The organism is Streptomyces sp. NPDC046821, assembly GCF_040645335.1.
Taxonomy (GTDB): Bacteria; Actinomycetota; Actinomycetes; order Streptomycetales; family Streptomycetaceae; genus Streptomyces.
In genome coordinates this window covers 152,363-171,076 of the sequence record NZ_JBEYYB010000004.1, presented here as the reverse complement: position 1 = coordinate 171,076, position 18,714 = coordinate 152,363, and the positions used below count along the sequence as shown (strand labels likewise).

The following is an 18,714-nucleotide window of genomic DNA, read 5'->3' as shown; positions in this document are numbered from 1 at the left end:
GAGCAGATTCATGGATCTGGGCCTCGCCGACCGGACTGTTCTGGTCACCGGCGGCAGCTCGGGCGTCGGCCTGGCCACGGTCCGCGCCCTTCTGGACGAGGGCGCGCGGGTCGCGACCTGCGGCCGTGACGCCGACCGCCTCGCCAAGGCCGCCGCGCGCCTCGGCAGCGACCGGCTCCTGACCGGCGTCTGCGACGTGCGGGACGCCAAGTCCGTACGGGACTTCGTGCACCACGTCGCCGACACGTTCGGCGGCATCGACGGACTCGTCAACAACGCGGGCCAGTCCCGTATGAAGAACCTCGACGAGTCGACGGCCGAGGACTGGCGCGACGAGCTGGAGCTCAAGTTCGCCGGCGTCCTCAACCCGCTGCACGCCGCGCGCCCCCACCTCGCCGCGTCGGACGCCGCGTCCATCGTGAACATCAACGCGGTCCTGGCCAAGCAGCCCGAGACCAAGCTGATCACGACGAGCGCCGCCCGCGCCGGCATTCTCAACCTCTCCAAGTCCCTCGCCACCGAGCTCGCCCCCGAGGGGATCCGCGTCAACTCGGTCTGCCTCGGCCTCGTCGACACCGGCCAGTGGACCCGCCGGCACGCCGCCGCCGGCTCCGGCCTCTCCTACGAGGACTGGCAGGCGGAACTCGCCGCCGACCGCGGCATCGCGCTCGGGCGGCTCGGCCGGGCCGAAGAGGTCGCCTACGCGATCGTCACGCTGCTCTCGCCGCGCGCCTCGTACATCACCGGAACCAGCATCGACGTCTGCGGCGGAGTCGGCCGCGGCATCCTCTGAGGAGACCACCATGCGTTACGACACCGGAGGCGATCTCCTCGTCGCCGTTCTGCGGGAACTGGGCATCGACACGGTCTTCGGGATCGTGAGCGTGCACAACCTGCCGCTCGTCGAGGCCGTCGACCGTGAACTGCGGTTCGTGCCCGTGCGTCACGAGGCGTCGGCCGTCAACGCCGCCGACGCCTACGGCCGGGCCCGTGGCGGCCTCGGCTGCGCGCTCACCTCGACCGGCACCGGCGCGGGCAACGCGGCCGGCTCCCTCATCGAGTCCCTGTCGTCCGGCACGTCGGTCCTGCACATCACCGGGCAGGTCGAGTCGGAGTTCCTGGGCAGCGGCCGCGGTTTCATCCACGAGACCAAGGACCAGCTGGGCATGTTGACGGCGGTCTCCAAGTACGCCGCCTCCGTGCCGTCCGCCGACTCGGCGGGACGCATCCTGCGCGAGGCGGCCCGCGCCGCCCTCGCCGCTCCCGGTGGCCCGGCGAGCGTGGAGTGGCCGATCGACCTGCAGTACGCGGCCCAGACGGACGAGGTCACGCCCTTCGCCGAGCCGGTCGTCCCGACGCCCGACGAGGCCGAACTCGCCGCTACCGCAGCGCTGTTGGCGTCGGCCGAGCGTCCGGTGATCTGGGCCGGCGGCGGTGCCACCCGCGCCCGTACCCAGCTCGCGGACCTGCTGGCCGCGACCGGTGCCGCGCTCCTGACGTCGAACTCCGGGCGCGGCTCGGTCCCCGAGGACCACCCGCAGGTCGTCGGCAACTTCGCGACGACGCCGGCCGGCCGGGCCCTGCTCGCCGACGCGGACGTGCTCATCACGATCGGTACGCACTTCCGGTCCAACGAGACCTCCGACTACGGCCTGAAGTTGCCCGAGGCACACATCCAGATCGACGTGGACGCGGCCGCGCTCGGCCGGGTGTACCCGGCCAAGGTCGCGCTGCACGGCGACGCGGCCGAGGTCATCGAGCGGCTGCTCCCCCACGCGCGCCCCGCCGAGGCGGGCTGGACGGCCCGCGCGACCGAGGTCCGCAACGAGGTCCGCGCGACGCTGCACGACAACATCGGCCCGCAGGCCGCGATCTGTGACGCGATCCGCGCCGCGCTCCCCCGTGAGGCCGTCGTCGCCCGCGACGTCACGATCCCGTCGAGCAGCTGGGGCAACCGCCTCCTCGACATGTACGACCCGCGCGACAACGTCTTCCCGCGCGGCGGCGGCATCGGCCAGGGCCTCGGCATGGGCATCGGCGCGGCGCTCGGCCGGCCCGACGCCCCCACGGTCGTCATCGCGGGCGACGGCGGACTCGCCGTCCACCTCGGCGAACTGCTCACGGTGGCCCAGGAGCGGCCGCGCCTGACGCTGATCGTCTTCAACGACGGCGGCTACGGCGTCCTGCGCAACATGCAGGACGCGCACAGCGACCGCCGCTCCGGGGTGGACCTCGCGACCCCCGACTTCGAACTGCTCGCCCGCGCCTGCGGACTGCCGTACCTGCGCATCTCGGCCGCCGAGCACGCCGACCCCGTGATCTCCGAGGCCGTCGCCTCGGACGGACCGACGCTGGTCGAGGTCGACCTCGCGGCGCTCGGCCCGATGAAGAACCCGTTCACCCCGCCCGTCAAGATCCCGACCGCGTAGGGAGGCCTTGCAGCCATGACCACCACCGACGAGTCCACTCTGGACCTCCTCGTGCACCGCATGACCTGGGAGGCCGACGGCGTCCTCTCCGTCGAGCTGACCCACCCCGAGGGCAAGCCGCTGCCCGCCTGGGAGCCCGGCGCCCACCTCGACGTCCACGTGGGCGGCCAGGTCCGGCAGTACAGCCTGTGCTCGGACCCGCGCACCCCGACGTCGTACCGCATCGGTGTCCTCAACGAGCCGTCCTCGCGCGGTGGTTCGCGCCACGTGCACACGAAGCTGCGGCCCGGCGGCAAGGTCACCGTGTCGGCGCCGCGCAACCACTTCGCCCTGGAGGACGCGGCGGGTTACGTCTTCGTCGCCGGCGGCATCGGCATCACCCCGATCCTCGCCATGGCCCGCGAGGCCGCGCGCCGGGGCGCCGAGTGGCGCATGGTGTACGGCGGCCGGACCCGCGCGTCGATGGCGTTCGTCGACGAGCTGACGGCGCTGGGCGGCGACGTGACGTTCGTGCCGCAGGACGAGCTCGGGCACATCGACCTGGACACGGCGCTCGCCGGTCTGCCGGAGGGCACCCTCGTCTACTCCTGCGGGCCCGAGCCGCTGCTCGCCGCGGTCGAGTCCAAGTGCCCCGCCGAGCAGCTGCGCCTGGAGCGGTTCGCGGCCCCGGTCGTCGAACGGTCAGGGGACGACGAGGCGTTCGAGGTCGAGTGCCGCACCTCCGGTCTCACGCTCACCGTGGACGCCGACACGTCGATCCTGGAGGCTGCCGAGGCCGCGGGCATCGACGTGGCAAGCTCCTGCCGGGACGGGATCTGCGGCTCCTGCGAGACGCGGGTGCTCGACGGCACACCGGACCACCGCGACTTCCTGCTCTCCGAGGCCGAGCGGGCCTCCTGCGCCTCGATGATGATCTGCGTCTCGCGCTGCGCCTCCGGGCGCCTGGCCCTCGATCTGTAAACCCTTTTCCTGGAGGCACGTGTGACCACCACCTGGCCGTACCTGGACGTCCACCAGTCCCGTACGCACGAACCGACCCCCTACGAGTACAAGCTGGCCGCCACCCTGGAAGAGGTCTTCACCAAGGACGGCCACGAGCTCGAAGACGTCATCCGCGGGCTCAACGCCCGACAGGTCCACGCCCCCGACGGCGCCCCGTGGACCGAGGACTCGTTCCGCGCCGAGATGCAGCGACTGGGAGCGTGATCCGGATGACCGCCACGACGACACCCAAGACGGCCTCCGCCGCCGACCACATCTACGCGACCGGGATGCGCAACCAGTGGCACCCCGTCGTCCCCTCCTCCTTCGTCGCGCCCGGCGCGATGCGCAAGGTCACCGCGCTCGGCGAGAACTGGCTGCTGTTCCGCCGCTCCGACGGCAAGCTGTCGATGCTCGCGGACCGCTGCCCGCACCGCGGCGCGCCCCTGTCGCTCGGCAAGCACCTGGGCGACCGGGTGGCCTGCTGGTACCACGGCGTCGAGGTCCAGGGCGACGGCACCGTCGCCTCGGTGCCCGGCCTGCCCGGCTGCAACCTGGAGGGCAAGAAGCTCGTCCGGTCGCTGCCCGTGCGTGAGGCCGCCGGCGCGATCCTCGCCTACTTCGGCGACGAACAGCACCCGGAACCGGCCGAGTTGACGCTCCCGGACCCGCTGACCGACCCCGGCACGGACGCGTTCCTGTGCTACGCCGAGTGGAACGTGCCGTGGCGCTACGCCGTCGAGAACCTGCTCGACCCGATGCACGGCGCCTTCCTGCACCACGACTCGCACACCATGTTCGAGGGTGACACCGCCGCCAAGTTCCGTATCCGGGAGACCGAGCGGGGCTACTTCTTCGAGAAGACCGACCAGCGGGGCGTCAACTTCGACTGGGTCGAGCTGTGCCACACCGGCGCGGACTGGGTCGACCTGTCGATCCCGTACCCGCCGTCGGCCGGTCCCGGCGGGCCGTTCGGCATCGTCGGCATGGTCTGCCCGGTCGACGAGGACCGCTGCGGCGTCTTCTTCTGGCGCTACCGCCGCGTCGAGAGCTGGCAGCGCGACACCTGGCGCTTCCTCTACAAGACGCTCATCGAGAAGCGCCACTGGGAGGTCCTGGAGCAGGACCGCGTGATGCTGGAGGCCATGCCGGCCGACGCCGACCAGCAGGAGAACCTGTACCAGCACGACCTCGGCGTGGTCCGCCTGCGGCGCCTGTACCGCGCCAAGGCCCAGGAGCAGGCCGGCGCATGAGCAGCAGAGCCCGCTGGGCGGGAGTCTTAACCCTCCTGGTCGTCGTCCTGATCAGCTATGTGGACCGCGTGAACATATCCGTCCTGGTCACCGACCGGGCGTTCACCGACCACTTCGGGATCACCGGCGACCGGGTGGCGCAGGGCGCGCTGAGCACCGCGTTCCTCGTGGGGTACGGCATCGCGGCGTTCGTCCTCACCCCGCTGTACGAGACGCTGCTCGGGGTGCGGCGCGGACTGTTCCTGAGCGTGGCCCTGTGGTCGGTGATGACGCTGCTGTCGCCGTACGCGCTCGGCGCGCTGACGCTGACCGCCCTGCGGGCGCTGCTCGGCGCCGCCGAGGGACCGCTGTTCTCGCTCAAGACGATGTACGTGCGTGAGCACTTCGCGCCGCACGAGGCGGGCAAGCCGAACGCGGTGAGCTCGATGGGCGTGTCCCTGGGCACGGCGGTGGGGCTGCCGCTGATCACGTACCTCGTGTACCGGTTCGACTGGCACACGTCGTTCCTCGCTCTCGCCGCGCTGAACGCGGCGGTGGGGCTGCCGCTGATCGCGCTGTTCGTGCACGGCCGGGGGCTGCGGGGCGCGGCGGGCGGCAAGGGCGCCACCGGCACGCTGCGGGAGGCGCTGCGTATGCCGCGTCTGGTGCCGATCCTGCTCGTGGAGATCGCCACGCTCGGCTATCTGTGGGGATCGACGGCGTGGCTCCCCTCGTATCTGCTCCAGGAGCGGCACTTCTCGCTCGCGGCCATGGGCGCGGTGTCGTCGCTGCCGTTCCTGATGTCGCTGGCCTCGGGCTTCCTCGGCGGGTTCCTGCTCGACCGGCTGCCGGCGCGGCTGCTGCCGCTGCTGTTCGTGGTGGGTTCCGCGGGCACCGCGGCGAGTGTGCTCGTGGTGATGGGCGCGCACAGCGACGGCGTCGCCGCGGCGGGGCTCGTCCTCGCCGGTGGCTTCTGGGGGCTTCAGGGCCCGGCCATCCCGACGCTGGTGCAGCGCTGCGCCCCGGCGCACGTGGTGGGCAGCGCGTACGGCGTGGTGAACGGGGTCGGCAACCTCGTCTCGGCGTTCATGCCGACGGCGATGGGCGTGGCGATCGCCGCGAGCGGCGGACACAGCTTCGGCGCGGGCTTCGCGTTGCTGGCCGGGGCGCAGGTGGTGACGCTGCTGTGCGGCGGCTGGCTGCTGCTGCGTCCGGCGCCGCAGAGCCCGATGGCGTCGCCCGCAAGCGCGGAGCAGGCGCCCGCCCGTTCCTGATCGCGGGCACCCCCTGGCTCTCTGGCCGGCTGCGCACATAATGGTGCGAGACATCGGAGGTATCTGCCCTCCGGCTTGAGCAGAGGGGGTGCCGTGGCTGTCACCGACGAGGCCATCGAGAAGATCAAGGGCATGATCGTCTCAGGCGCGCTGCGCCCTGGTGACCGGCTCCCGAAAGAGAGCGAACTGGCCGCCGACCTCGGCCTCTCCCGCAATTCTCTGCGCGAGGCCGTCCGCGCCCTCTCCCTCATCCGCATCCTCGACGTGCGGCAGGGCGACGGCACGTACGTGACGAGCCTCGACCCCCAACTCCTGCTCGAGGCCCTGAGTTTCGTCGTCGACTTCCACCGTGACGACACCGTTCTGGAGTTCCTCGCCGTGCGCCGCATCCTGGAGCCGGCCGCGACCGCGATGGCCGCGACCCGGATCGACGGCGCGCGGCTCGACGCGCTCGCCGCCCAGCTGGACGCGCTCGGCCCCGAGCCCTCCGTGGAGGAACTCGTCGCCGCCGACCTGGAGTTCCACCGCGGCATCGTGCAGAGCTCCGGCAACTCGGTCCTGTGCTCGCTCCTCGACGGCCTGTCCGGACCGACGACCCGCGCCCGCGTGTGGCGGGGCCTGACCCAGGAGGACGCGGTCAGCCGGACCCTGCACGAGCACCGGGCGATCCTCGCGGCGCTGCGCGACGGCGACGCCGAGGCTGCCCGGTCGTGGTCGACGGTGCACATCGCGAGCGTCGAGCAGTGGCTGCGGTCCACGCTCTGAGGGCGGTTCCCCTCCCTGTGTGAGAGGGGAGTGCGAGGGCCCGTCGCGGGGCAGTGATCCGGTCAATCCCTCTTCAAGGGGGCTGCGGATGGCTCTCCCGGACGCCGTAAGGTTGGTGGCGTACGTGAGGGCACATTGGAAGGAGGCGCTGGGTGATCGAGCTCGAGGGGGTTCCCGAGCTGATCGACCCGGTCATGGTGGCCGCGTTCGAGGGCTGGAACGATGCCGGTGACGCCGCCTCCGCCGCGGTCGCGCACCTGGACAAGGAGTTCAAGGGCGAGGTGTTCGCGGCGCTCGACGCCGAGGACTACTACGACTTCCAGGTCAACCGGCCGACGGTGTGGCTCGACAACGGCGTGCGCAAGATCACCTGGCCCACGACCCGGCTGTCCGTGGTCAGGGTCGGCGGCGACAAGCCGCGCGACCTGGTCCTCGTCCGGGGCATCGAGCCGTCGATGCGCTGGCGTTCGTTCTGCAACGAGCTGCTCGGGTTCGCGCACGAGCTGGGTGTGGAGCTGGTCGTCATCCTGGGCGCCCTGCTCGGCGACACCCCGCACACGCGGCCCGTGCCGGTCAGCGGCGTCACGTCCGACCCGGACCTGGCGCGCACCATGGACCTGGAGGAGACCAAGTACGAGGGTCCGACGGGCATCGTCGGCATCCTCCAGGAGGCCTGCACGCACGCCGGCGTCCCGGCGGTCTCGCTGTGGGCGGCGGTGCCGCACTACGTGTCGCAGCCGCCGAACCCGAAGGCGACGCTCGCGCTGCTCAACCGCCTGGAGGACCTGATCGACCTGCGCATCCCGCTGGGTGAGCTGGCCGAGGACTCCCGGGCGTGGCAGCTGGGCGTGGACCAGCTGGCGGCGGAGGACAGCGAGGTCGCCGAGTACGTGCAGTCGCTCGAGGAGGCCCGGGACACGGCGGAGCTGCCCGAGGCGTCCGGCGAGGCGATCGCCCGCGAGTTCGAGCGGTATCTGCGGCGCAGGGACGGCGGCCCAGCGGGCGGTCCGGCCGGCCTGGCGACGGACGGCGGCGGTGACACGGCGTCCTACCTGCGGGACAGCACGAGCGAACGCACGCGTCCGCCACGTCCCCAGCGGCCCGATACGGGCACGGAGGCCTCCGGCGCGGACACCTCCGGCGCGGGAGGCGACACGGACGCGGCTGCCGACTCGGGCGATGATTCGTCCGAGGATTCGCCGGAGTAGCGGCAACCATGGTGAAAGGGGCGGTGCACACGCTGTGTGCACCGCCCCTTTCACCATGCACGATCAGCCGCAGATGAACTTGGCGGCAGCCCAGTCCCCGTGGTCACCGGTCTTGGAGTTGTTGGTGTCCGTGACCTTCAGGTGCACGTGGCGTGCGCCGGTCAGGTCCACGTCGACCGGGACGGTGTCCGAGGCACCCGTGACCTTGGGCGAGGTCCACAGGACCTTCCCGTCGGCCTCGACCGAGAAGGCCACCTCTCCGTAGCCCTTGATCTCGTCGTCGATGCCGACGTCGGCGGTCAGCTTCGAACACTGCCCGCCGAGGTAGACCTCGATGTCGGAGTCGGCGTGGACACCGATGCCCTTCGCGTACGTCTTGCCCGCGAGGGTCAGCGTGTGCCCGTCGGTGGCGCCGGACTCGCCGTTGCTGCGGTCGCGTTCGGCGGGACCGTAGCCGTTGGTCGACTTGAGCCACACGAGGTCGCTGGCCCAGGCGTCGCCCGTCGGCGGTTCGGGCATCACCGCGACCGCGAAGTGGCCCTGGGCGGTGCGGTCCTCGTCCGCGGAGCTGTAACGGGCGCTCGCGGTGAGGGGCTGCTCGCCCGCCGCCGCGTCCTTCGCGGCGGTCAGCGGCACCTCGACACGGCGGGTCTCCCCGGCGGGGATCCGGTCGATCCGCGCGGCCTCACCGGCCTGCCAGCCGGCCGGGGCGTCGAGGGTCACGTCGACCCCGGTGGCGTCCCGCGAGCCGGCCGTCACGTCGACGGCGACCTTGCCGGTCGCGCCCGCGCCCAGCTCCTGGCCGTCCGGGACGGTGACGGCGGCCTGCGCACCCGGCACGGCCCCGCCGACGGCACTCGTGCCTTCGAGCGTGAGGCTGAACTCCCGGTCCGTGGACAGGGGTTGCGTCTTGACGCGCACGACACCGCCCCGGTCGTCCCGGTCGTAGAACCAGCCCGCGTCGGCCTTGTCGTACGCCGCCTTGGAGTCGAGGCGGTCAAGGGCGGTCCCGCCGAGCGTCACGCGGGACGGCGCGTCACCGGTGTGCACCGTGAACGCGTACGGGCGGGTCTTCTGCTTGCCCTTGAAGTCGCCCTTGCTCGCGCCGATCTCCACCTTGATGTCGCCCGCGCCGGAGCGCGGCGCGTCGACGACGGCGTGCTGGGTGGCGTAGGCGCCGTCGCGGTGCTCGCGGGTCACGCCGTCGTCCTCGTAGAGGTCGAAGGTGGACTTGCCCTGGGGGTAGATGTCCCAGGCGAGCGGGGAGTCGGCGGTGCGGTCCTTGTACGAGCGGATGCCGCCGGGCCACATCGGCACGGTGGCGCCGCCCTTGACGAACAGGGGCAGGGTGTCGAGGGGCGCGCTGTAGCCGTCGATCGTGGTCGGGCCCTGGTAGACGCGGCCGGTCCAGTAGTCGGTCCAGGTGCCCTTGGGCAGGTAGATCCCGTCGCGGACGGTGGTGTCCTTGTAGACGGGCGCCACGAGGAAGTCGTCACCGGTCAGGAACTCGTACTTGGCGGCGTCCGTCGCGGCCTTCGGGTCGTCCGGGTACTCCAGGGCGAGCGGCCGGACAGCGCCGACGCCGGTCTTCGTGGCCTCGTGCGCGTACGAGTACAGGTACGGCAGCAGGGACTCGTGCAGCTTGAGGTACTTGCGGTTGACGGACGTGTAGGGCTCGCCCTGGCGGAACGGCTGCTTGTCGGAGGCCGCCCAGCCGTCCATCGTCATGGACATCGGAAGCAGCATCTTCCACTGGAGGTCACGCGTGTACGTCTTGGGGCTGCCGCCGAAGATGCCGTCGATGTCACCGGTCGTGTAAGCGAGTCCGGACATCGTCGCGCCGGCGTAGGTCGGGATCTGCCAGCGGATGTAGTCCCAGGTGCCGGTCTGGTCGCCGGACCACTGGACACCGCAGCGCTGCGCCCCCGCCCAGCTCTCGGGCGCCCAGGTCACACCGCGCGCGTCACTGTTGTCCTCGATGCCCTTGTACGCGTCCTTGCAGCCGTCGAGCGCGAACTTGTAACCGGAGCCGACCCAGGCGACGTCCAGCTTGGCGATGCGCTGGCCCGCCTTGACCTGGTCGGCGATCTTGGAGATGCCGTCCTGGGTCCACAGGCCGAGCTGGGCGCCGCGCTCCTGGAGTCCCTTGCCGGCGTCGGGCAGGTTCTCGTAGCCGCAGCCGTAGCCGTCGTTGACGAGCATCCAGCCGAGCGGCATGTCCTTCTCGACGTACTGGTCGGCGATCTTCAGGGAGTCGAGGGTGTGCCGCTCACCGCGGTTGGCGTTGTGGAGGTAGCAGTCGGCGTCACCCGGCTCCAGGCCGTACACGGGCGGCATGAACGGCTTGCCGGTGAGCTTCGTGTACTGGCCGATGACGCCCTTGGCGCCCTCGTTGGCGCTGCCCGCGAAGTAGTAGGCGTCGAAGCGGTGTTCCTTGGCGGCGGCGGTGACGGGCGCGCCGAAGGTGTAGGTGTTCGGGGCGAAGGTGTTCCGGAAGACGCCATAGCCGGCCGAAGAGAGATAGAACGGAACGGAGTTGGGGTGACCGCCGTCGTTCCAGTTGTAGTCGACCTCGGCCTTGGCGGTCTGGCCGCGCAGCGAGGTGTTGCCGCGCCCGTTCTGCATACCGACGCCGTAGAACTGCTCGTCGGCGCCGCGCTCCAGGGACTGCGTCGTGGTGTCGGCGGTCCAGCTGAGCGGCGCGTTCTCCGCCCAGAGCTTGGTCCCGTCGTTCCTGAACAGGGCGAACCGCAACGGGGACTTGTAGGCCCGCAGCGTCACCTTGGCACTGCTCAGCTCGTACCGGTCACCCTGGTCCTTCCACCGGGTGGAAGGCGCTTTGCCCTGCGGCAGCACGATGGCGTCCCCGGCGGGATCCTTGAAGCTCCCGTCCGGCGCGAGCTCGATCCGGAAGGTCTCATCGGACACGAAACTGACGCGAGCTTTGGCCTCACCGGCGTCGAGCGTGTAACTCGCCCCGTCGTCATGAAACCCGGTGACGTCTCCGACGGTGCCGGAGGTGTCGGCGGCTTGGGCGAGGCCGGGCCCGGCGAAGGCTGCGCACAGGCCGAGCAGGGTGCCCGCAGCGAGCGTTCTCAGGCGTCGCGTTGTGCGTATTGGTGATTGCATAGCGCGTTTTTAGCGCAGGAACAAGCACGTAGCCAAGGACAAAGCGGTCACACCGCAAAAACGAACCGCCCCCGAACTCCGTGGAGTTCGGGGGCGGTTGAGGTTGCAGCGGGCCAGGAAATCCAGCGGCTCCGGCGCTTCAGGTTTCAGCGGGCCCGGAAAATCCAGCCCCTCCGGCGCTTGGGTTCCAGCGGGCCCGGAAAATTCAGCCCCTCCGGCGTTTGAGGAGCGGGGCCCGGGGCGGAGCCCCGAGACGTCAGCCCTTTACAGGGCCACCCCAAGGAGCGCGTCGACGGCACGAGAGACAACGCCGGGCGCCCCCTCATCCGTACCGCCCTCGACAACCTGCGTCTCGACCCACCGGTCAACGGCAGCCAGCGCAGCCGGCGCGTCCAAGTCATTGGACAGCGCCACACGAATCTCCTCGACCAAGCCCTCCGCAGGAGCCCCGTCCGGCCGGGACACCGCCGCACGCCACCGCCCGAGCCGGGCCACCGCGTCGCTCAGGACCTCGTCGGTCCACTCCCAGTCGGACCGGTAGTGGTGCGCGAGCAGCGCGAGGCGGATCGCGGCCGGGTCGACGCCGTCGCGCCGCAGCTTGGAGACGAAGACGAGATTGCCCTTGGACTTGGACATCTTCTCGCCGTCGAGGGCGACCATGCCGGCGTGGACGTACGCCTTGGCCATGGGGAACTCGCCGGTGAGGACCTGCGCGTGCGAGGCACCCATCTCGTGGTGCGGGAAGGCCAGGTCGGACCCGCCGCCCTGCACGTCGAAGGTCATGCCCAGGTGGTCGAGGGCGATGGCGACGCACTCGATGTGCCAGCCGGGCCGGCCCTGGCCCAGCGAGCCGCCGTCCCAGCTCGGCTCACCCTCACGGGCGGCCATCCACAGCATCGGGTCGAGCGGGTTCTTCTTGCCCGGACGCTCCGGGTCACCGCCACGCTCGGCGGACAGGATGCGCATCGCGGCGGCGTCCAGGCGGGAGACCTGGCCGAAGTTCGGGTCGGACTCGACGGAGAAGTAGACGTCGCCTTCGAGCTCGTAGGCGGCGCCCATGTCCCGCAGGCGTTCGACGAGCGGCACGATGCCGGGTATCGCCTCGACGGCGCCTATGTAGTGCTTCGGCGGCAGCATCCGCAGGGCGGTCATGTCCTCGCGGAAGAGGGCGGTCTCGCGCTCCGCGAGCCCGGTCCAGTCGACGCCGTCACGGATCGCGCGCTCGAGAAGCGGATCGTCGACGTCCGTCACGTTCTGGACGTAGTGAACCTGCCGCTTGGTGTCGAGCCACACGCGCTGCACGAGGTCGAACGCGTTGTAGGTCGCCGCGTGACCCATATGGGTCGCGTCGTACGGGGTGATCCCGCAGACGTAGATACGGGCGACGGGACCGGGCTCGAGGGTGACGAGGCCATCGGTCGCGGTGTCGTGGATCCTCAGGTCGCGGCCCTTGCCAGGCAGGGCGGGGACCTCAGAAGCGGGCCAGGCATGCATGACATGAGCCTAACCGGACGGAGGTTCCGTATACGAACCGGACCGGGTCCGTTGTCCTGGAAGGCGCTCTTGCGCTCAGGGCCGGTTCCATGTCAGGCCTCGACCGTGGCGCGGATCGCGCCCGAGAGACCGAAGTGACGGATGCCGTGCAGCAGATGGGCCCGCAGCCCGGTCACGAAGTACGTCCAGCCCTGCGTCTGCCCCACCGCCCGCGCTGCGCCCTCGACGCCGTCGCCAAGAGGCTGCTCGGTGATCGTGAGCAACGTCGCAGCACCGTCGTCGGCCGGCGCGAGTCCGATGGACACGTCGCCGCCGGGCCAGCTCCAGGAGATCAGCCGGTCCGTCTCGATGGGCCCGATCTGGACGTCGAAGGTGGCGTCGACGTGGCCGAAACGCCAGGTCACCGTGGTGCCGGGGATCATCGGGGCCGACGCGTCCGCCGTGAAGAAGCTGGAGAGACCCTCCGGGCTCACGATGGTGTTGAACACGTCTTTCACGGGCCGGTCGATCCGGTCCTCGACGATCAGTTTCACGGCGTGGCCTCCGTCCGGACGGTTCCTTCGAACCTAGCCGCAGCCACTGACATACGCCTCCGGGGCGCCTGGTCCCAGACAGGCGGACCGGTCTCAGACAGGCGGACCGGTCTCAGACGGGCGGTTCTCAGACAGGCGGCCAGGGAATCGCCGGCCACTCCCCGCTCGGCTCCCGGTGCTTACCGGTCCTGAGCAGGGCATCAACCCGTGCGCGTACGGCGTCCAGCTCTGCCTCGGTGATCAGCTCGCCGAGCCGCAGGGCAAGCGGTTCCCCCGCCCCGATGGCGCCCGCGAGCGCCTTCAGGGCCTCGGTCGCCTCCCCCGTCAGCGGCTCCCCCGCCCACCCCCACAGGAGGGTGCGCAGCTTGTCCTCCGTGTTGAACGTCACTCCGTGATCGATGCCGTAGAGGCGCCCCTCGGCGTCGACCAGGAGGTGCCCGCCCTTGCGGTCACCGTTGTTGATCACGGCGTCGAGTACGGCGAGGCGCCGCAGCCGGGCGTCGTCGGCGTGCACCAGGAGCGCCGTACGCCCTTCACCGACCTCCGCGAACCCGACCGCCTTCCAGCCGTCACCCGGCTCCTCACCGTCCACGAGAGCGAGCAGCTCACCGCCTTCGGCGGGCTCGTCGGGCTGCTGGATCCACAGCTGGACCATGCCCTCCCCGTACGGCCCGTCGCGCAGCACGGTCGGCGGGACGAGGCCCCAGCCGAGCGCCTCGGACACCGTGTACGCGGCGACCTCGCGCCGGGCGAGGTTGCCGTCGGGGAAGTCCCACAGCGGGCGCTCGCCGGCGACGGGCTTGTACACGCAGGACGCCTCACGGCCCTCGTGGGTCACCGTGCACAGGAGCACCGCGTTCGACGCCTCCCGGATCCGCCCCCGTACCGCCAGCTCGCCCCTGGTGAGCAGGTCGAGCAGCTCCGTGTCCGAGTCGGTCACGCTCCTCGCCGGTATCCGTTCTGACGCGGGCATACGTGTCCCTCCGGGTCGAGCGGCAGACTGCACAGCGGGCACGGCGGACGGCCCGCGTTCACGACGTCGAGGGCCCGCTTGGCGAACGCGCGCGCCTGTACGCCGGTGAGCCGGACCCGCAGCATCGGCGGGCCGTTCTCCTCGTCCTGGAGCAGCCGTTCCTCGGCCTCCGCGAGGTCTTCGTCGGAGTCCGCGTCGAGTTCGACGAGGGCCTGCGCCTCGACGATCATCCGCTCCTCGTCGCCGTCCCAGGCGAGCGCCATCGTGCCGACCCGGAACTCCTCGTCGACGGGCGACTCCAGGGGACCGGTGTCGGAGATCTCCGCGGGCGCGACGGCGGGCACGGCGGCGTTTCCGCCGCTGCGGCGCACGACCTCGTCGAGGAGCTCGTCCATGCGCTCGGCCAGCGCGGCGACCTGGGTCTTCTCCAGGGCGACACTCGTGACGCGGGCGCCGGCCGAGGCCTGGAGGAAGAAGGTGCGGCGCCCGGGGAGCCCGACCGTACCGGCCACGAAACGCTCCGGCGGGTCGTAGAGGAACACCTGACGGGACACGTCCTGTCTCCATTGGGATCGACTGCGGGGACCGACTGCTTGATCGAGCGCGGCGACAACTGCGGTCACCGCGCGGGCTTCACCCTACTGCGGCGGACGATCACGGGGCGCCCGCACCGCCTCCGACGGGTGCGTCCCCCTCGGCGGGCTTCTCGCGCGGGGCCAGCGACGCGAAATCGCCGGTGTCGCCGAGGCGGAGAAGGTAGGGCCGGAGCCGCGTGTACCGGATCGCGGTGACGGAACACGGCTCCACGGAGATCCGCTGGAACAGGTCCAGATGAAGCCCGAGGGCGTCCGCGACGAGCGACTTGATGATGTCGCCGTGCGAGCACATCAGATAGACGGCGTCCGGTCCGTGGTCACGCTCCACGCGCGCGTTCCACTCACGTACGGCCTCGGCGGCCCGGTGCTGCATGGTTCGCATGGACTCGCCGCCGGGGAACGCGGCGGCCGTGGGGTGCTGCTGGACCACCTCCATCAGCGGCTCGTCGACGAGTTCGGCGAGCTTGCGGCCCGACCAGTCGCCGTAGTCGCACTCGCCGATGCGGTCGTCGGTGTGGGGCGTGAGCCCGGGCCGCGCGGCGAGCAGCGGGGCCACGGTCTCCTGGCAGCGCTGGAGAGGGCTGGTGACGATCTCGGCGAGCGGCACCGCGGCCAGCCGCTCCGGCAGCGCGCCTGCCTGAGCGGCACCGCGCTCGTCGAGGGCCACACCGGGAGTCCACCCGGCGAGCAGGCCCTCGGTGTTGGCGGTGGAACGTCCGTGCCGGAGAAGGATCAGCGTGGGCATGGTGGCCAGCCTAGGCTCCCGCGACGTGCGAGGTGGACCCCCACTGGGAAGAATTCATGTCGTGATCGTCGATTGCGGCATCTACCAGAACGGGCTCAGGACCGAGGGACCCGCGGACCTGTCCGAGGCCCTCGCCGAGGCCAGGGCCGTGGGCGACTCGTTCCTGTGGATCGGGCTGCACGAGCCGACGGCCGCCGAGTTCGACCGCGTGACCGAGGAGTTCGGGCTCCACCCGCTGGCCGTCGAGGACGCCCTCAAGGCGCACCAGCGGCCGAAGCTGGACGTGTACGACGACTCGCTGTTCGCGGTCCTCAAGCCGGTCGTCTACGAGCCGGAGAGCGACCGGGTCTACTCGGGCGAGCTGATGCTGTTCCTGGGCGAATCGTTCGTGGTCTCGGTCCGGCACGGCGAGGGCTCGCCCCTGGCGGCCGTACGCAAACGGCTCGAAGCCGATCCCGAGCTGCTGCGGCACGGGCCCACGTCGGTCCTGTACTCGGTGGCCGACGCGACCGTCGACCACTATCTGGACGTCGCCGCCGAGCTGCAGACCGACCTGGAGGTCCTGGAGGCGGAGGTGTTCTCGCCGGAGGGCGGCCACTCACGCAACACGGCGTCCCGGATCTACACGTTCAAGCGCCAGATCCTGGAGTTCCGCCGGGCCACGATCCCGCTGACGATGCCGCTGACCAGACTCGCGGGCACGGGCCAGTTCCTCACGGCCGTGCCCTTCGTGGACGAGACGGCGCGGCCGTTCTTCCGGGACGTCACCGACCACCTGATGCGCGTCAACGAGTCCGTGGACAGCCTCGACCGCCTCGTCTCGGACATCCTCTCGGCGCACCTGGCGCAGATGAGCGTCCGCCAGAACGACGACATGCGGAAGATCTCCGCGTGGGCCGCCATGGCCGCCGTCCCGACGATGATCGCGGGCGTGTACGGCATGAACTTCGACCACATGCCGGAACTGCACTGGATCTGGTCCTACCCGACCGTGATCCTCGCGATGGTCACGCTGGAAGTCGTGCTCTACCGGCAGTTCAAGCGGCGCGGCTGGCTGTAGGGGCCTGCCGTCGTCAGGCGAACTCGACGGTCGTCGCCGGGGGCCCGCCCAGCGCGTCGCGCCGCTCCGGCATCGTCAGCGACACCATGCGCCGCCAGCCGCCGAGCCGCTCGTACGCGTACACCGCGTGGATGCCCGCCGCGAGAGCGGCCGCCTTGGCCTTGGGCCAGCTCAGGATGCGGCCCATGTGGGCCATCACGGCGAGGCTGACGTCGCGGTAGACCCGGATCTCCTCCAGGGCGCACTCGCGCAGGATGCGCTGGATGTCGCGGCCGTGACCGGCGTACGCGAACCGCAGCAGTTCCTCGTGGCAGTAGGCGAGATGGTTGTCCTCGTCGGCCGAGATCATCTTGACGGCGCGGCCGATGACGGCGTCGCCGGCGAAGTGCTTGCGCAGCAGGTCCATCTGCTCGGAGGCGCGCTGCTCGGTGACCCGGCTGTGCGCGAGGTACGTGACGATGTCCCGCACGGAGAGCGGTTCGTCGCGCTTGAGCCGGCCGTGCGCGAGGCCGATGCCGTGCTTCTCCAGGAGCATCGTGTAGTCGGTGTCCCGCGGGACCTCGACGGGTTGCAGGCCTCGCTTCTTCATCAGCGCGTTGAAAATCCGCCCGTGCTTGTCCTCGTCGGCGCCGTGCCGCGCCACCTTGGGCGCGAGGTCCCGCTCGCTCGCGGGGACGAGCGCGGCGATGCGGCCGTTCTCCCAGCCGCCCTGCGACTCCCCGCTCGCCGCGATGGAGCAGAAGAGCCTGAACGACTCGTCGTTGTCGAGGATCTCCTGGAACAGGCTTTTGGCCGACAGCATCTCTGGCACCTCCATGCGCGCCGCGCGTTCGCCTACGAGGGCTCCACCGGGGTTTCACCCAGGCTCCACAGAAAACGAGTCAAATGCGGCATGACGGACCAGGCAACAGCTGTACGAGAAACACTCGGCCGAAAGAAGGACTCCCGGCCGCGCGGTTTCCGTGCGTAACCCCTCGCGCGCTGGGGCGTTGTTACCCGTGACGCGGCCGTGGCGGGGAAGACCCCCGAGCCCCCACCACGGCCGCACTTCTCCCCTCCACCCTTTGACCGGGTCACGCGAGTGCCCCGTGATCGGGTTACGCGAGTCCGGCTTGGCCGGCTTACGCCAGTCCGGCCCGCTCCAGGGCCTCGGTGCCGGCCCGGAGGGCGGCGATCCGCTCGTCGAGCGTGAAGCCGGCGGGGGCCAGCGTCAGGGTCGTCACACCGGCAGCCGCATAGGCCTGCATCCGCTCGGCGATCCGCTCCACGGAACCGAGCAGCGTCGTCGAGTCGATCAGCTGGTGCGGCACCGCGGCGCCCGCCCCGTCCTTGTCGCCGCCCAGGTACTTGTCCTGGATCTCGGCGGCTTCCTTCTCATAGCCCATGCGCTGGGCGAGCTGGTTGTAGAAGTTCTGCTTACGGCTGCCCATGCCGCCGACGTAGAGCGCGGTGTACGGGCGGAACATGTCCGCCAGCGCCGGCACGTCCTTGTCGGCGCCGAGCGCGAGGGGCAGCGTCGGCACGACGTCGAAGCCCTCCATCGTCTTGCCGGCCTTCTCGCGCCCCGCACGCAGGTGCGTCAGGGCCGTCTCCTCCAGGTGCTCGGCGGCCGGGAAGATCAGCAGGGCGCCGTCGGCGATCTCCCCGGTCTGCTCCAGGTTCTTCGGGCCGATCGCCGCGATGTAGAGCGGGATGTGCTCGCGCTGCGGGTGCACGGTCAGCTTGAGCGGCTTGCCCGGACCGCCCGGCAGCGGCAGCGTCCAGTGCTCGCCCTCGTAGCTCAGCCGCTCCCGGCTCATCGCGCGGCGCACGATGTCGACGTACTCGCGGGTGCGGGCGAGCGGCTTGTCGAACTTCACGCCGTACCAGCCCTCGGAGACCTGCGGGCCCGAGACGCCGAGGCCGAGGCGGAAGCGGCCGCCGGACAGCGAGTCGAGCGTCGCGGCCGTCATCGCCGTCATCGCGGGCTGGCGGGCCGGGATCTGCATGATCGCGGAGCCGATGTCGATGCGCTCGGTCTGCGCCGCGACGAAGGAGAGCACGGTCGGCGCGTCCGAGCCGTAGGCCTCCGCGGCCCAGCAGACGGCGTAACCGAGTTTGTCCGCCTCCCTGGCCACGGCGAGGTTGTCCGCGTCCATTCCGGCGCCCCAGTAACCGAGGTTGATGCCGAGCTGCATGACCGATCCCCTTACCCATCAGTAACGACCTTGTCGGGGCACCCTAGCGCGGCCGATTCCGGGCGGGCTGCGGCCGGTTGTCCACAGGCCTCCGACGATCCGGCGTGCGGCCAGTAAT

17 protein-coding genes are annotated in these 18,714 nt (G+C 70.9%); 9 read left to right on the top strand and 8 right to left on the bottom strand.

Annotated elements, in window-relative coordinates; all coding sequences use genetic code 11:
* Positions 1-10: 10 nt before the first annotated feature.
* The 8 genes from ABZ893_RS09505 to ABZ893_RS09470 all read left to right on the top strand — a co-directional run bounded on the left by ABZ893_RS09505 (position 11) and on the right by ABZ893_RS09470 (position 7,889).
* Positions 11-793, top strand: coding sequence for an SDR family oxidoreductase (locus tag ABZ893_RS09505; RefSeq protein WP_361399429.1), 783 nt, complete (start codon positions 11-13; stop codon positions 791-793).
* A gap of 10 nt (positions 794-803) precedes the next feature.
* Positions 804-2,429, top strand: coding sequence for a thiamine pyrophosphate-binding protein (locus ABZ893_RS09500; protein ID WP_361399426.1), 1,626 nt, complete (start codon positions 804-806; stop codon positions 2,427-2,429).
* Between the two features lie 15 nt (positions 2,430-2,444).
* Entirely contained in the window at positions 2,445-3,389 is a 945-nt protein-coding gene (locus ABZ893_RS09495) for a PDR/VanB family oxidoreductase (RefSeq protein ID WP_361399423.1), read from the top strand.
* Positions 3,390-3,410: 21 nt separating this feature from the next.
* Positions 3,411-3,635 carry a recombinase-like helix-turn-helix domain-containing protein gene (locus ABZ893_RS09490; RefSeq protein ID WP_361399420.1) on the top strand — a complete coding sequence of 75 codons (225 nt, stop codon included), beginning with the start codon at positions 3,411-3,413 and terminating at the stop codon, positions 3,633-3,635.
* Between the two features lie 5 nt (positions 3,636-3,640).
* Positions 3,641-4,663: an aromatic ring-hydroxylating dioxygenase subunit alpha gene (locus ABZ893_RS09485; RefSeq protein WP_361399417.1), complete on the top strand. Its 1,023-nt coding sequence runs from the start codon at positions 3,641-3,643 to the stop codon at positions 4,661-4,663.
* Positions 4,660-5,916: an MFS transporter gene (locus ABZ893_RS09480; protein ID WP_361399413.1), complete on the top strand. Its 1,257-nt coding sequence runs from the start codon at positions 4,660-4,662 to the stop codon at positions 5,914-5,916. Before ABZ893_RS09485 ends, ABZ893_RS09480 begins: the two co-directional genes overlap by 4 nt.
* A gap of 93 nt (positions 5,917-6,009) precedes the next feature.
* Positions 6,010-6,681 (top strand): FadR/GntR family transcriptional regulator, encoded by a 672-nt coding sequence (locus tag ABZ893_RS09475; protein ID WP_361399410.1) that lies wholly within the window; start codon positions 6,010-6,012, stop codon positions 6,679-6,681.
* A gap of 152 nt (positions 6,682-6,833) precedes the next feature.
* Positions 6,834-7,889 carry a PAC2 family protein gene (locus tag ABZ893_RS09470; protein WP_361399407.1) on the top strand — a complete coding sequence of 352 codons (1,056 nt, stop codon included), beginning with the start codon at positions 6,834-6,836 and terminating at the stop codon, positions 7,887-7,889.
* A 63-nt stretch (positions 7,890-7,952) separates the two neighbouring features.
* Here ABZ893_RS09470 and ABZ893_RS09465 read toward each other — a convergent pair whose 3' ends face one another.
* From ABZ893_RS09465 to ABZ893_RS09440, 6 genes are all read right to left on the bottom strand, one after another.
* The gene (locus tag ABZ893_RS09465; RefSeq protein WP_361399404.1) at positions 7,953-11,018 is read right to left on the bottom strand and encodes an NPCBM/NEW2 domain-containing protein; all 3,066 of its coding nucleotides are present in this window, start codon (positions 11,016-11,018) and stop codon (positions 7,953-7,955) included.
* A gap of 264 nt (positions 11,019-11,282) precedes the next feature.
* Positions 11,283-12,512 (bottom strand): cysteine--1-D-myo-inosityl 2-amino-2-deoxy-alpha-D-glucopyranoside ligase, encoded by a 1,230-nt coding sequence (mshC, locus tag ABZ893_RS09460; protein ID WP_361399401.1) that lies wholly within the window; start codon positions 12,510-12,512, stop codon positions 11,283-11,285.
* 92 nt (positions 12,513-12,604) lie between these two features.
* The gene (locus ABZ893_RS09455) at positions 12,605-13,045 is read right to left on the bottom strand and encodes an SRPBCC domain-containing protein (RefSeq protein ID WP_361399398.1); all 441 of its coding nucleotides are present in this window, start codon (positions 13,043-13,045) and stop codon (positions 12,605-12,607) included.
* A 127-nt stretch (positions 13,046-13,172) separates the two neighbouring features.
* Entirely contained in the window at positions 13,173-14,018 is an 846-nt protein-coding gene (locus ABZ893_RS09450) for an SCO1664 family protein (RefSeq protein WP_361399395.1), read from the bottom strand.
* Positions 13,982-14,572 carry a DUF3090 domain-containing protein gene (locus tag ABZ893_RS09445; RefSeq protein WP_361399392.1) on the bottom strand — a complete coding sequence of 197 codons (591 nt, stop codon included), beginning with the start codon at positions 14,570-14,572 and terminating at the stop codon, positions 13,982-13,984. The genes ABZ893_RS09450 and ABZ893_RS09445 overlap by 37 nt, the downstream gene beginning before the upstream one ends.
* 100 nt (positions 14,573-14,672) lie before the next feature.
* Positions 14,673-15,359, bottom strand: coding sequence for a histidine phosphatase family protein (locus tag ABZ893_RS09440; protein WP_361399389.1), 687 nt, complete (start codon positions 15,357-15,359; stop codon positions 14,673-14,675).
* 61 nt (positions 15,360-15,420) lie between these two features.
* On the opposite strand from ABZ893_RS09440, the gene corA reads away from it, so the two are divergent.
* Positions 15,421-16,419: a magnesium/cobalt transporter CorA gene (gene corA / locus ABZ893_RS09435; protein ID WP_361399386.1), complete on the top strand. Its 999-nt coding sequence runs from the start codon at positions 15,421-15,423 to the stop codon at positions 16,417-16,419.
* 13 nt (positions 16,420-16,432) lie between these two features.
* On the opposite strand, the gene ABZ893_RS09430 is transcribed toward corA, so the two are convergent.
* Both ABZ893_RS09430 and ABZ893_RS09425 read right to left on the bottom strand, forming a co-directional pair.
* Entirely contained in the window at positions 16,433-17,221 is a 789-nt protein-coding gene (locus ABZ893_RS09430; RefSeq protein ID WP_361399383.1) for a ferritin-like domain-containing protein, read from the bottom strand.
* 319 nt (positions 17,222-17,540) lie between these two features.
* Positions 17,541-18,596 carry an LLM class F420-dependent oxidoreductase gene (locus tag ABZ893_RS09425; protein WP_361399380.1) on the bottom strand — a complete coding sequence of 352 codons (1,056 nt, stop codon included), beginning with the start codon at positions 18,594-18,596 and terminating at the stop codon, positions 17,541-17,543.
* Between the last annotated feature and the right edge of the window lie 118 nt (positions 18,597-18,714).

Bases quoted from the DNA above. Each gene is read 5' to 3' on its own strand.
- ABZ893_RS09480 (WP_361399413.1), top strand. From the start codon at position 4,660: ATGAGCAGCAGAGCCCGCTGGGCGGGAGTCTTAACCCTCCTGGTCGTC.
- ABZ893_RS09425 (WP_361399380.1), bottom strand. From the start codon at position 18,596: ATGCAGCTCGGCATCAACCTCGGTTACTGGGGCGCCGGAATGGACGCG.
- ABZ893_RS09495 (WP_361399423.1), top strand. From the start codon at position 2,445: ATGACCACCACCGACGAGTCCACTCTGGACCTCCTCGTGCACCGCATG.
- ABZ893_RS09465 (WP_361399404.1), bottom strand. From the start codon at position 11,018: ATGCAATCACCAATACGCACAACGCGACGCCTGAGAACGCTCGCTGCG.
- ABZ893_RS09485 (WP_361399417.1), top strand. From the start codon at position 3,641: ATGACCGCCACGACGACACCCAAGACGGCCTCCGCCGCCGACCACATC.
- mshC (WP_361399401.1), bottom strand. From the start codon at position 12,512: ATGCATGCCTGGCCCGCTTCTGAGGTCCCCGCCCTGCCTGGCAAGGGC.
- ABZ893_RS09450 (WP_361399395.1), bottom strand. From the start codon at position 14,018: ATGCCCGCGTCAGAACGGATACCGGCGAGGAGCGTGACCGACTCGGAC.
- ABZ893_RS09505 (WP_361399429.1), top strand. From the start codon at position 11: ATGGATCTGGGCCTCGCCGACCGGACTGTTCTGGTCACCGGCGGCAGC.
- ABZ893_RS09440 (WP_361399389.1), bottom strand. From the start codon at position 15,359: ATGCCCACGCTGATCCTTCTCCGGCACGGACGTTCCACCGCCAACACC.
- ABZ893_RS09430 (WP_361399383.1), bottom strand. From the start codon at position 17,221: ATGCTGTCGGCCAAAAGCCTGTTCCAGGAGATCCTCGACAACGACGAG.
- ABZ893_RS09500 (WP_361399426.1), top strand. From the start codon at position 804: ATGCGTTACGACACCGGAGGCGATCTCCTCGTCGCCGTTCTGCGGGAA.